Below are 14,142 nucleotides of genomic sequence, written 5' to 3'. Positions count from 1 at the left end.
ATAGACTGTGTATTGATAAAAGTCGATAAAATAACCAGGGCTTAACTATACGCATCGATTTCAATGTCAGAAAATAGTTAACAGTGAACGCAAGTCCATGCGTAGAAGCCATATCTGAAAATAGAATTTATTACAGGAGGTAAGCTGTGAATAAGAGAAAAGGCTCTATGTTCTTCGTTGTAATCTTGCTGATTAATTTGTTTACTTTAAACCTGAGTGGTGGAAGCGCAAAAGCAGCTTCCGTATATTATGTTTCTGCGACAGGGAATGACATCACTGGAACCGGTACCTTATCAAATCCATGGAAAACCATACAAAAGGCAGCAGATACCATGACAGCAGGAGATACCTGTATCATACGAGGGGGGACCTATCGGGAAACTGTTACCCTGAATACTTCCGGGACTTCTGCCAATCCCATAAACTTTAAGGCGTATACAGGAGAGACGGTAACAGTTTCCGGCGCAGAGCCCGTTACTGGCTGGGTAAATTACTCCGGCTCTGTCTATTATGCACCTATGACTGGTTCCCTTGGAACAAAAGATCAAATATTTGTTAACAAACAAATGCAATTTGAAGCCAGATGGCCAAATTCGGCAACCCTTGACCCTTTAAATGCAACCTTTGCAACCGTTGATTCCGGTTCCTCCACAACAATCTATGATGCGGACTTAACACAGGCTGCCGGTTATTGGGTTGGCAAAACGGTTTGGTGTGTTCCCGGAACCGGGTATAAATCTTATAAAAGTACTATCACCAGTTCAGGTGTCGGTTCCATTACCTTTGACGCTATGGGGATTGCCGCGGCGGCAGGCAACAGCTATTATATCACGGGTAATCTTAAGGAGCTTGACAGTGCCGGTGAATGGTATTATGACAGCAGTACCAGCAGGCTTTACTTATGGGCACCCGGTGGTGTTAATCCAAATACGCTTACAGTAGAAGCAAAAAAGCGGACCTATGCATTTGATTTGAGCTCCCGCTCTTACATAAACATTACCGGAATCAACATCTTTGCCTCCAGTATCAGAATGTCAGCCTCTAATTACTGCAAAGTGTCTGACCTTACTGCGGAATATATCAGCCATGATTCTGATGTTACCAGCCAATACAGTACCGGGATATTTATGTCTGGTACCAACAATGAGCTCAGGAACAGTACCTTGACTTACAGCTCTGGTAATCTGGTGAGTATACAGGGCACTGGAAATAAGGTTATCAATAATCTTATCCATGAAGCAGATTATTCGGCAGCGGATATCCCGGCAATTTATTTACTGGGGTCAAACCATCTGATCAGTCATAATACGGTGTATAATGCCGGCCGCCACCTGATATTTATGCCAACCCAAAACAGCCGTATACAGTATAATAATCTATATAATGCAGGAAAGCTGACAAGAGACTGCGGAATACTCTATGAATTTGCCTGGGATGGGCAGGGGACGGCAATACATCACAATTACATCCATGATAATCTGGCAAAGAATTTTTCCAGCACCGGTATCTATCTGGATAATGGCAGCAAGGGTTATATTGTGCATCATAATGTTGTATGGGGAAACTATACGGGAATCAGATTGAACACGCCAAGCAACTTTAACCTGATTTATAACAATACCACTTACGGTAACGGGAATGTGGGATATTGGGGAAGTAATTTTCAGACAGATATGTATGGTGACAGGATTTTCAACAACATTTTTACTACTGCCTTTACACTGCCGGGAACTCATATAGAGGGAAATAATATTTTCTCAGGAACCAATCCGTTATTTTCTGATATTTCATCTTATGACTTCAGACTGCAGGCAGCGTCTCCGGCTATTAATGCAGGAGTCGTAATACCTGGAATTACGGAGGGGTATATTGGTTCAGCACCGGATATTGGAGCTTATGAATATGGCGGAACCAACTGGACGGCAGGGCATAATTTTTCCTCGCCTCCTAATCCGGTTTTTGAGAATTACAGCGTGCTTTATGATAATAATGTAAGGCAGTCAGGGTTTGAGAACGGAATAATCTCACCTTGGGTTACGACGCATGGAGGTACCGCAACAAGTGTATCAAATGCAAGAAGCTGTTCGAAGAGTGTGAGACTGGGAGCCGGTGAAGATGGTATCAAGCAGGTGCTTACAGGTTTAAGCCCAAATACCAGCTATATTTGTACCGCCTGGGTTAAGGCAGAGGCGGGAGGGCAGATTCAGATTGGCGTTACCGGTTTTGGAGGAACGGATGTGACTGCAACCTCGATTAACACTGCCTGGACAATGATGAGTATTCCTTTTACAACCGGAGCGGGTGTTACCAGTGCAACGGTGTATGCCTATAAGCCCTCTGGTGGGGCGTATGTCTATGTAGATGATTTTGGGGTAGTGGAACAATAGAAGAATGTAGAGAAATAGCCGTTAGGTATCTAGTATTCTTAATACTCTTTATAAAGTCAAATTAACATGCTCAATTTGATTTTTTGATAGAGAATATCTAAGAATAAGGATATGTAACGGCTATTTTATCATAGATTTGTTATGGAACGAACTGTTCTGTGACGGATAGGACAGTATTGCCCCGTACTTTTACCCAAAAGGGGGTTACTCTTGCGACATCATTATTGCCGTATAAAAATTGTCTGAATTCTTCTTTATCAGAAGTCGTATATTTTTTATCCTCCACTTCTTTTACAAATAAATTCCCAAGATCAAAAAAAGTAAATTCCGTTTTATTATTAAGCTTAAAATAAGTAAGCTCCTCTGATTCATTATAAATATAATATCCATTTGGCATATATTCATCGGTCAGATTCAGTTCTTTCATACGTTCTTTATCTTCGAAAGTAATAAACTCAAATTCATCTAATGCAAGTGTTTTGTTATTGATAGAAATATATCCAATATATAGCTTTTCTTCTTTCTTTAAATCATTATTAGATAAAAAAAATGCAGCTAAGCTACCCAGCAAACCGATAAATATAGCTATGAACAGAAAAATAGTAGCCCGGTTTTTTCTGTGTTTCATGTTAAGAATGTTAATAAATCTGGTTTTCATAATTTTTCTCCCCCTATAATAAGTTGATATATCCATAGTATTCAGGCAAACCCTAGTTTGTCAAATCCAAGACCTGAATTTTACCATTGGTGATTCGTCCTCACTGGCAATGTATATTAAATATTATCTTGGTGTGATACATTATGCCATTGTGTTAAAAAACTGTCAAGCAGAAGGGAAAATCTGCTTTTTAAGTAGACTTATAACTATATGTTCGTATTTTTATGTTCAGAAATAAAGGGATGTAAACTTTATTAAGCACTATTTTTTATAGCATTATATAACTAAATTCTTATGTTGTTATCTCCTTGATAATACGTTAACCTATCTATAATTTGTAATGATAAAAGTTCTGAAAGAAGTTATATTTGCAATTACATATTTGGAGAGAGGATTAGCTTATGGCAAGATTTAAGACAGCTGCAATATTCAGTGATCACATGGTATTGCAACGAGATAAAAATATCTGTATATTTGGGCAAGGTGAAAATAATAAGACAGTAGTGGTAACTTTCAATGAGAATACCTATGAAACAAAGGTAAAAGCTGAGAGCTGGTCTTTGTTGCTGCCACCGATGAAAGCTGGTACGGGTTTTGAACTGAGCGTTCGTTGTGAGAAGGAAGTAAGGCATTTTGTAAATGTTGCAATTGGTGAAGTCTGGCTGGCTGGCGGTCAATCCAATATGGAATATGAGCTTAGAAATTGCACCGGCGGACAGGAGATGCTTCAGAAGGACAAAAATTCCAAGGTAAGATATTTCTATTCCAATAAAATGTCCTATATCGATGAGGTATTTTATGAGAAAGAAGCCAAGACCAGCTGGGCAGAATTCAGTGAAGAAAATGCAAAACATTGGTCTGCAGTCGGATATATCTTTGCAAAGAAACTGTCGGAGGAACTAAATGTTACCGTAGGGGTAATCGGTTGCAACTGGGGTGGAACTTCAGCAACCTGCTGGATGGGAGAAGAGGCTGTCAGAGAAGATGCGGAACTGAATACCTACTGGGAGGAGTATTATAGGGAAACAGAAGGTAAAACAGAAGAACTGCAGATAAAGGAATTTAAGGAATACGAGGATTACCATGAGAAATGGGATAAGGAATGTACAAGATTATATTCCGAGGACACGGAAATGACCTGGGAAAAAGTTCAGGAAATACTGGGACCCTGTCTATGGCCAGGACCAAAGAGTTGTATGAATCCCTTTCGGCCCAGTGGTCTGTATCATACTATCCTGAAACGGCTTATTCCATACACCTTAAGGGGCTTTATCTATTATCAGGGGGAATCGGATGACCACAAACCCGGTATGTATCAGAAATTATTGACACGTCTCATTAAACAATGGAGATCGGATTGGAGGGATCAGACGTTGCCTTTTTTACTGGTTCAGCTTCCGATGCATCGCTACAAGGATACAATTGATTTTAAGAACTGGTGCCTGATTCGTGAGGCACAGATGAATACCTTCCAAACAGTTAAGAATACAGGGATTGCTGTAACCTTGGATTGCGGTGAATTTAACGAAATACACCCCAAGGATAAGAGGCTGGTAGGAGAACGTCTTGCGCAGCAGGCACTTTATCATGTATTTCATAAAAGCAGTGAGGAAGAAGCCTTTGGTCCAATCTATCGTTCTTTTGAGTACCTGGAAGGCGGGATTGAACTGAGCTTTGATTATGCGACAGAGGGTTTTGAAGTACGAGGTGAATATAATGGTTTTGAGATTACAGATGACGAACTGAATTATCAGCCTGCATTATATGAAATCCGAGATTCAAAAATATTTGTTTATTCCAACCAGGTTGTAAAGCCGGAGGCGGTTCGTTATTGCTGGACGAATTATAGTGAGGTAGCGCTTTTTGGAAAAAATGGAATTCCGTTGGCACCCTTTCGTACAATGTCATAAAGATACGCAATAACTCCGCCTGTTTGGCTTTGTTTTAGGAAAGTAGTTCTTATTTTACCATAGAAAAATCAAAACTATCGGCAAAGGCTTCCAAGTCAGAGGCAGTGATCTTACCGGTATCATCAAGAAAACCATGTTCTGTGCCAGCCAGCACATTAACGGTAATAAAGGAATCACCCAAATCAGCGATAATTAAGGATTTACTCGGGCTGATGGCCAGACTTACCGTTTGCTGGCTTGCAGTCTTATAGTTCCATTCCTGGTAATCAGCAATATTTCCGATATTTAAGAAAACATCACTAAAGGTTCCTTTTTTATAATTCTCGAACTGGTAACTAATAACCAGTCCGTTGTCCAAGGTCGCCTCACCGTCAAAATGAAAGGTGCCATCTTCGTAGATATAAGGACTGTAGGCAGTGTTGGCTGTACCCAGGAAGTTTCCGGTTCCTGTTTTTTGTATTAATTCCTCACCGTCTGTAAGGACTGATAGGGAGGTGTGCAGTCGAAGGTCATACTTTTGCAGGATTTCTTCCAATCTGTCTGCCATTTCCTGTGTATATATCAGGTAAAGGTCATATTTGGAATCCAGGCCCGTAGGACCATTGCCCACCTCGTTTAATAAAGCGCCGTCCTGATCATAGCTCTGTGTGAAACTGAGCCATTCGGCACTGGCTTTGCTTTCGTTGCTGTCGGAAAAGCCCTGTAGTGAAATATAGTTCTCTTTGGCACCCTGGGGTTCTTCAGAAATAGTTGCATCCGGAGTGCTGCCTGGAGTACTTTCAGGATCCGAGTCTTTTATCTTTCCGCTGTCATTGGGTGTAAGGCTGGAGTTGTTTCCAATAATCATATCCTTAAGACCGAACATGTTAGCGGCATAAACAGAGGTAGATGCAATTGCAATAAGGCAGACAGAAGCTGCTGCGATGATTATTTTTCTGAGATGTTTTCTCTTGGTTTTCATAATTTTATAGTCCTCCATATTTAAATTTTGTGATGAATGTATTTGGGAAAAAGTATCTTTATAGAAGTTTTTATCATTCATATATCCAAACCTCCTTTAACTGGTCTCGTGCACGAGAAAGTCTGGTGGTTACAGAAGTAACAGTTATTTTTAATAATCGGGCAATTTCTTTGGTGGACAGTTCTTCATAATAATACAGATACAGGACAGTACGGTATTTTTCCGGCAGCTCCATGACTGCCTGGTATAAGTCTTCCTGCTCGCTGTGTTCAAATGCAGCTACTGGCACTGTGACCTGGTCGAAGGCTACGTTCTTTGTCTTCCAGGAACTCCTTAGCAGGTTTTTGCAGGTATTTATAGTAACCCGTATTAACCAGTATCTGACATGATCATCCGTTGCGAAATGCTTATTCGTTATATATAGTTTCATAAATACCTCTTGTACCACATCCTCCGCATCATAGGTGTTACCCAGATAACTTAATGAAATACGAAAAACAGTATCTTTATGTTTTTCTGCATGCACAAGAAAAATATTGTGCTCCAACAAACACCACCTCCTGTATTTTGAAAGCTTTCACCTATAATACACTTTCGTTCCATCATTTGTCACAAAAAAAAATAAAAATTTAAAAGTCCGTGGTTAAACTGCCACGGACTTTATTTAGTGTGCTTTATACGATCTGGTTCCAGTCAGTAATTTTATTTATTCGCTGCCTGGATTTTTATTTCAATGTTAATCTTATCCGGTCCTAAAGCATTGACATATGCTATTGTTATAGACAGAGAGGATTTGCCGAAATGAATGCTTATTTATCTTAATCATTCCATCACCTCCTATTACAAATAGTATATAGATCATAGCTGTAAGTGTCAACAGAGAGAAGAAATAGTAGAGAATCGTTAACAAATGTTAAAATAATATGAACATTACTAAAATATATGTTGTTGCTTTGCATGTGATTATGATATAATCTCAATAACATAATGAGTTTACAGGAATGAATTCGTAATAAATGAAAGGGTTATATTGGATGAAACGAGCGAAAATACAAGATATAGCTGATTTACTGGATATATCTAGGGTAACTGTATGGAAGGTGTTTAATAACAAAGAGGGTGTCTCAGAGGACATGAAACGAAAAGTTTTGGAATGTGCCGCTGAATTAAACTACCAGCCATCAAAACTTCAGGAGGCGGGCATAGCGATGCCCTTAAAGAAACAGACATTAGTTTCGGTAGTGGTATCCAGGCCGGAAACATCGGCATTCTGGGTAAAGATAATCCACCAGCTGGCAGAAGAATTTTCAAACAGCGGTATCGGTTTGATGTATACATATCTGCCGGCACATCTGACAGAGGGGTATGTGCTGCCGCAATCTTTAACAGATGGTAGTATTCAGGGAATTATTATCATGAATGTCTATGATGATGCTATGCTGAAGCTGCTTAATGAACTGGCAATACCAAAGGTGTTTTTGGATATTGTAACAGGAATGACCACGGAATCCTTAAAAGGGGATCTGCTGCTTTTAGAAGGAAGAGACAGTATCAAAGAAATTGTTACCTCCTTGATCAACAAAGGTCATGAACGTATAGGATTTATTGGTGATATCCAGTATGCGAAGACCAATATGGAGCGATACGAAGGGTATGTATCGGCAATGTATCAATTTGGGAAGTCTATTGATCCCAATATCTGCTATACCGGAAATATGACTTTAAACACTTATGTTAGTGTCATAGAAGATTTTATGAATGGTATCACACAAGTACCGGATGCTTTTGTGTGCGTAAATGATCATGCTGCCAACATACTTGTTCAATATCTTGAGAGCCATGGATATCATGTGCCGGAGGATGTGTCGGTGTCTGGTTATGATGATAATAATGAATTCAATTACACAAAGAATCTGACCACTGTACAGGTTAATAATTCTCAAATTGGAAAACGTCTGGCAAAGCAATTACTGTATAGAATTGATAACCCTGAGGACCCTTATGAAGTTACTTATGTACGGACAAAAGTAATCTACCGAAATTCAACGGGAATATAAAACATTTTCCTGAATTGGAAAATTTATATTAATCTGCAAAATATAAGATACAAAGTTAATAATAAAAAAGAGCTATAAAAGAGTACAAAAATGACAAAATAGTATTCTTTTTATGGCTCTTTTTTGTGTAAAATTATTTGACATCGGAATAATATCGTGTTATTATGATGTTAAAATGTTGCTTTAAATGTTAATAATGTTAAATTTGCATGTACAGATACTCCAGAAAGAGGTTGCGATGAAAAAAACAGAATGGCAAGATCCAACATTCCTGCATAAAGGCAGAGAAAAAGAAAGAGCTTATTTTATTCCCTATCATAACATGGATTCAGCTTTACGAGATGTAAAGGAGCAGTCTGACTCATACAGGTTACTAAATGGTACCTGGGATTTTAAGTATTTTGACAGATATTATGAGATGACAGAGGTTATTGAACATTGGGACAGCATTCCGGTGCCCTCAAGCTGGCAAATGTTAGGATTTGATAAACCTTATTACACAAATATCAATTATCCTCATCCTGTTGACCCTCCTTATGTACCGGATGATAATCCCTGCGGTGTATATAGAAAAATCATAGAAATAGAAGAGAGCTGGCAGGAAAAAGAAGTATATATGATTCTGGAAGGCGTTAATTCCTGTTTTTATCTTTATATTAACGGACAGGAAATTGGCTACAGTCAGTGCAGTCATATGCCGGCGGAATTTCGGATAACCCCCTTCTTAAAGCAAGGAGGCAATGAAGTAATCGTAAAAGTTCTTAAATGGTGTGATGGCAGCTATCTGGAAGATCAGGATTTTTTCCGTTTGTCAGGAATATTCAGAGATGTATATTTATTGGCAAGAGATAAGGTGCATATACAGGATATTCATATAGAAAGTGATTTGCAAAGGGTTACGGCTTGCCTTGACTTCTCAAAGGAGGAGGAAGACCAGGAGATGCCGGTATGGAGCAGTTTATATTATAAGGATATCCTGGTGGAAAAACAGCAGGTGATGAATGGACGGGTTACCTTTGTTATGGATTCACCTAAGCTTTGGACGGCGGAAACACCTAACCTTTACACTCTGGTATTTCAGTTACAGGAGGAATACATACCGCTTCAGGTTGGATTTCGAACCATAGAAGTCTCAAAGAAGGGGGAGCTGCTGATCAATGGAACTTCCGTAAAGCTAAAAGGTGTAAATCATCATGATACCCATCCTGAAAAGGGGCATGTAATGTCTCTTGAAGATATCCATAAAGATCTCATTGCCATGAAACGTTTAAATATTAATACCATACGAACTTCTCATTATCCGCCTGCTTCGGAATTCCTAAAGCTATGTAACCAATATGGATTTTATGTGGTGGACGAAGCGGACCTTGAAATGCATGGTTTTGCAACAAAGACAACCGGTTGTGAGTATAAGGCCTATGCAAAGGACTGGCTTACGGATGCTCCTCTGTGGGAAGAGGCCTTGCTGGAAAGAATAAAAAGAATGGTCGAAAGGGATAAGAATCATCCCTGCGTAATTATGTGGTCCTTGGGAAATGAATCCGGGTATGGAAGTCATTATAACGAAATGTGCAGGTGGATCAAAAGCAGAGATAAGGTGCGGCTCATACATTATGAGAGAGCCAATATGGTAGATAATCCTCCTTGTGTAGATGTTGTCAGCTATATGTATATGAGTGTGGAGACGCTGGAAGAAGAGGGGGCTGACAAAAAAGATACTCGTCCTTATTTCCTGTGTGAATATTCTCATGCCATGGGAAATGGTCCGGGAGATGTAAAGGATTATGTAGATACCTTTTACCGATATCCCAGACTGATTGGCGGCTGTATCTGGGAGTGGGCGGATCATGCAGTGCTTAGAGAGGGTAACTATTATTACGGAGGAGATTTTGGAGAGACTACCCATGACGGAAATTTTTGTGTAGACGGTTTGGTTTTTGCAGACCGTACCTTTAAAGCTGGCTCCTTAGAAGCAAAAGCAGCCTATCAATACTTAAAAGCAGAGTTGCTGGATGGAAGCTGCGGTGAAATTACCATAACCAATCTTCATGATTTTACGGATTTAAAAGAATTTACCCTGAACTGGGAACTGATGACAGATGGTGAAATAATAACCCAAGGTGAAATGGCAGTGGAGCTAAAACCTCATGAATCCAAGAATTTATTCCTGGATTATAAACTGCCGGATAGTTGTAAAATGGGGTGTTTTTTGAACCTTTCTTTAATTACTGCTAAGGATGCTGAGTGGGCAATGGCGGGTTATGAAACTGCTATGATACAGCTTCCCATACCTCAGGTACCGATAAACGATTGGTTTAAAGACACTATGTTAACGGAAGCAAAAGCTTCTGTTAGAGAACTAAAGCTGAAGGACGGAAAGGATACTTTGACAGTCTTTTGTGATTCTGGTATTGAGTACAGCTTTGATAAACATAAAGGAACCTTTACCGGTATCAGAATAAACGGTGAGGAGCTGTTTAAAGAGCCAGCAAAGCTTACGGCCTGGAGAGCGCCAACAGATAATGATAGATATATTAAGCATAAATGGGGACTCTTTTCTGATTATTACAGCGGTTGGAATATAAATCATCTATTTCATAAGTGTTACCGTATGGACTGGAAGAAGGCTGAGGAAGACCAGGTTGAGATTTCTGTAAGCGGAAGTCTTGCAGGAGTAGCAAGAGAGCCCTTTGCAAGATACGAAGCCTGTTACCGGGTAGATGCGAAGGGATATCTGACAGTTGACCTTAAGGTTAAAATTCACGAAGAGTGTATTTGGCTGCCGAGATTTGGTTATGAATTTATTCTCCCGGAAGAAATGGAGCAAATAGATTATTTTGGCAGGGGGCCCTATGAGAATTACAGGGATATGTGCCATCATGTTAAGACAGGATTATACCATTCCACAGCAACGGAAGAATATGTTCCTTACATAATGCCTCAGGAGCATGGAAATCACACGGGAGTAAAATATCTGAGAGTTTATAAGGAGAAAGGAGCTGCACTTGAGTTCTATTCTGAAAAGGGCTTTGAATGTAATGTATCCCGGTATGATTCTGAACAGTTAACAGAAGCTGTTCATAGTCATGAACTGGAACCCAAGGGTCAGACAATCGTCAGAGTGGATTATAAAGTCAGCGGAATTGGTTCTCATAGCTGCGGACCTGAATTGCTGGAGAAATACAGGCTTAATGAAAAGTCCTTTCATCACAAATTTTGCATCCGAGCTTCTCACATAGCAAATAAATAAAGACCAGATTAACATCAAATTAATAAGTTATAGAAAACCTGGTGTAAAAGCCGGGTTTTTTCAAATAATTATGTAATCAAAAGGAGAATGGCGTATGGAATCATTTATGGAAAAATTAATATCGGTTGTACCCAGTGAAAATCAGTTGAATTGGCAGAAGCTTGAATATACAGCTTTCTTTCACTATGGAATCAACAGTTTTACAGACCGGGAATGGGGAACAGGAAAGGAGGAGGCTTTCCTTTTTTCTCCGAAGAACCTTGATACGGATCAATGGTGTGAAGTGCTTAAAAAGGCTGAGATAAAAGCCTGTATCATTACTGCAAAGCATCATGACGGTTTCTGTCTCTGGAATACTGCATACACCAGACATTCGGTTATGCATACCCCCTTCGGCCGTGATATTGTAGCAGAGCTTTCTGCCTCCTGTGAGAAATATGGTATTAAATTGGGGGTATATCTGTCTCCCTGGGATATGCATGAGGCGTCCTATGGAAGCGGAGAAGAGTATAATGATTTCTTTTGCGGACAGCTGACAGAGCTTTTGACCCAATACGGCAAACTCTATAGTGTCTGGTTTGATGGAGCCTGTGGTGAGGGACCAAATGGAAAAAGGCAGGAGTACGACTGGAAACGCTACTATGCATTGATCCGGAGATTGCAGCCGGAAGCAGTCATTTCGGTGTGCGGTCCGGATGTGCGCTGGTGTGGAAATGAGGCTGGAGACTGCAGAGAATCGGAATGGAGTGTGGTGCCTGCGGAAGTTTTTTCACAGTCTGACATTATGGAGAACTCACAAAAGACGGATAATGAAGAATTCCGTAAGCAAGGGCTGGATCAGCAAACGAAGGACCTTGGCAGCCTTAAAGTGGTAAGCAAGGCAGAAAGTCTGATCTGGTATCCAGCAGAAGTCAATGTATCCATCCGGCCGGGATGGTTTTATCATGAAGCAGAAGATCACCAGGTAAAGTCATTTGCGGCGCTGAAACATATTTACCTTAATTCTGTTGGTGGTAACGGTGTCTTTCTTTTAAATATTCCTCCCCACAAAGATGGCTTTATCACAAGGTTTGATGAAGAAAGATTAGTAGAATTAGGCGATTTCATCCGAGAAAACTTTCAAAACAATTATGCAGAACAGGCTGTTTTAAAGGCAACGGAAACCGAAGGAGCATATGAAATCTCCAATGTACTGAAAGAGGATGAGACCTTTTGGAAAGCAGTTGATAATTGTAATGCCTGTGAAATAATAATTAACCTGAAAGAAGAGAAGCAGATACATTATGTAGTCCTTCAGGAACAGATTAGAATGAGCCAGAGGGTAGAGCACTTTGAAATTTGGGCTGATACCAAAGAAAAGTCAGAGCTCTTACTATATAGCGGGACTACCATTGGATATAAAAAAATCTGTGAGCTGGTACCGTTAGAGGTTATAACGTTAAGAATTGTCTTTAAAGAATTCCGAGTGGCTCCTGTCATTCGCCATGTAGGTTTGTACTAAAAAAGTATTAATGAGTTACACAAAAGTTCGAAATGTTAATAATAATTAACATTAATAATTATATGTTGAAAGCGTTGTTAATAGAATGAATTTTAGTAAAATTAAAGCAGTTAACATTTTTGATAAATTGATTGGTCAAAAAACATACAAATTTGCTTTTGTAACAAGATAATTTGTTGATAATTTTTAAAAACATATTGACAGTTGAGATGAGTCATGTTAAAATTGTGTTAATCTTTTAAGAAATACGTTAATTTTAATGTTAAGTAAAGAAACCTTAAAAGTGTAAATGCTCTTATTGCTTTATGAAATTGCATTAACATTTTATGGTAATTGTTAAGTTTTATTGGTTAATTTTGTTACATAATTGCAGATTGGGAAAGGCAGAGGTGTTGGCATGAAAAAAGCTTCGGGGAAGAAAAAAACAAAAAGAGGGCGCTGGACGAAAGATGATTCGCAGTTATCCTTGCTGGCTTTACCTACCTTTGTATGGTATGTATTATTTAGCTATTTGCCTATGTTTGGTGTGGTAATTGCATTTAAGAATTATAGAATTTTTCCCGGAAAAGGATTTCTATATAATTTGATACATAGTGATTGGTCCGGTTTCGGAAATTTTGTGTACATGTTCAAATCAAATAGTTTTGCATTATTACTTCGTAACACGATTCTTTACAATGTGGTATTCGTTATATTGGGTATCCTGATACCGGTTACTTTAGCGATTATGCTCAGCCTGATACATGGCAAGGTCAAATCCAAGATTTATCAGACCTGTATGTTCTTCCCCCATTTCTTGTCCTGGGTTGTTGTAAGTTATTTTGTATTTTCATTTCTCAGTGCTGATAAAGGAATTTTTAATCAGATATTGGAGACCTTGGGAAGAGAGCCTGTTCAGTGGTACATGGAAGCAAAGTACTGGCCTTTCATTCTTATCTTCATGAAGATGTGGAAAGGAGTCGGTTATGGAACAGTAGTTTATCTGGCTTGTATAACAGGTGTTGATACTACTTATTACGAAGCGGCTGTTATAGATGGAGCTACAAAATGGAAGCAGGTAAAATATATTACCATTCCCTTTTTAAAGCCTATCATAATCATGATGTTCATCTTAAGTATCGGAGGTATTTTCAGCTCTGACTTCGGATTATTTTATCAGGTTACAAGAGGAATACCGGCATCCCTTTATAATGTATCCTCAACAATTGATACCTATATATACAATGCAATCAGATCTAATTCACCAATTGGCATGACATCCGCAACTTCACTCCTGCAATCTGTTGCCTGCTGCTTTACAATATTGTTTGCGAACTGGATCGTTAAAAAAGTAGATGACGAATATGCGATCATATAACTTATCAGGCGGTTTTTTAACCGCTGTGTTTACTAACTAATATAGAGGATGGTGAAGATAA

The 14,142-nt window shown here is 39.2% G+C and carries 9 protein-coding genes; 6 read left to right on the top strand and 3 right to left on the bottom strand.

What is annotated here, in order from left to right; all coding sequences use genetic code 11:
* The first annotated feature begins 146 nt into the window (after positions 1 to 146).
* Complete coding sequence (locus R2R35_RS04740) at positions 147 to 2,387, top strand: right-handed parallel beta-helix repeat-containing protein (RefSeq protein ID WP_317733349.1); 2,241 nt, start codon at positions 147 to 149, stop codon at positions 2,385 to 2,387.
* A gap of 139 nt (positions 2,388 to 2,526) precedes the next feature.
* On the opposite strand, the gene R2R35_RS04735 is transcribed toward R2R35_RS04740, so the two are convergent.
* A complete protein-coding gene (locus R2R35_RS04735) occupies positions 2,527 to 3,045 on the bottom strand; it encodes a hypothetical protein (protein WP_317733348.1) in 519 nt (172 codons plus the stop codon).
* A 401-nt stretch (positions 3,046 to 3,446) separates the two neighbouring features.
* Here R2R35_RS04735 and R2R35_RS04730 point away from each other — a divergent pair, with 401 nt between their 5' ends.
* Positions 3,447 to 4,955: a sialate O-acetylesterase gene (locus R2R35_RS04730; protein WP_317733347.1), complete on the top strand. Its 1,509-nt coding sequence runs from the start codon at positions 3,447 to 3,449 to the stop codon at positions 4,953 to 4,955.
* 49 nt (positions 4,956 to 5,004) lie between these two features.
* Here the strand turns inward: R2R35_RS04730 and R2R35_RS04725 are convergent, their stop codons facing one another.
* Together R2R35_RS04725 and R2R35_RS04720 are read right to left on the bottom strand one after the other, a co-directional pair.
* Entirely contained in the window at positions 5,005 to 5,997 is a 993-nt protein-coding gene (locus R2R35_RS04725; protein WP_317733346.1) for a hypothetical protein, read from the bottom strand.
* Positions 5,990 to 6,466: an RNA polymerase sigma factor gene (locus R2R35_RS04720; RefSeq protein WP_317733345.1), complete on the bottom strand. Its 477-nt coding sequence runs from the start codon at positions 6,464 to 6,466 to the stop codon at positions 5,990 to 5,992. The genes R2R35_RS04725 and R2R35_RS04720 overlap by 8 nt, the downstream gene beginning before the upstream one ends.
* Before the next feature lie 484 nt (positions 6,467 to 6,950).
* Between R2R35_RS04720 and R2R35_RS04715 the strand changes: the two genes are divergently transcribed.
* The 4 genes from R2R35_RS04715 (at position 6,951) to R2R35_RS04700 (ending at position 14,081) form a co-directional block, all read left to right on the top strand.
* Entirely contained in the window at positions 6,951 to 7,973 is a 1,023-nt protein-coding gene (locus R2R35_RS04715) for a LacI family DNA-binding transcriptional regulator (RefSeq protein WP_317733344.1), read from the top strand.
* 238 nt (positions 7,974 to 8,211) lie between these two features.
* Positions 8,212 to 11,223 carry a glycoside hydrolase family 2 TIM barrel-domain containing protein gene (locus R2R35_RS04710; RefSeq protein WP_317733343.1) on the top strand — a complete coding sequence of 1,004 codons (3,012 nt, stop codon included), beginning with the start codon at positions 8,212 to 8,214 and terminating at the stop codon, positions 11,221 to 11,223.
* 94 nt (positions 11,224 to 11,317) lie between these two features.
* A complete protein-coding gene (locus R2R35_RS04705) occupies positions 11,318 to 12,724 on the top strand; it encodes an alpha-L-fucosidase (protein ID WP_317733342.1) in 1,407 nt (468 codons plus the stop codon).
* Between the two features lie 397 nt (positions 12,725 to 13,121).
* Entirely contained in the window at positions 13,122 to 14,081 is a 960-nt protein-coding gene (locus R2R35_RS04700) for an ABC transporter permease (RefSeq protein WP_317733341.1), read from the top strand.
* Positions 14,082 to 14,142: the final 61 nt, after the last annotated feature.

Origin of the sequence: Anaerocolumna sp. AGMB13020 (assembly GCF_033100115.1) — a bacterium.
In the GTDB taxonomy this organism is placed as follows: Bacteria; Bacillota; Clostridia; order Lachnospirales; family Lachnospiraceae; genus Anaerocolumna.
This window is presented reverse-complemented; position numbering and strand designations above follow the sequence as displayed.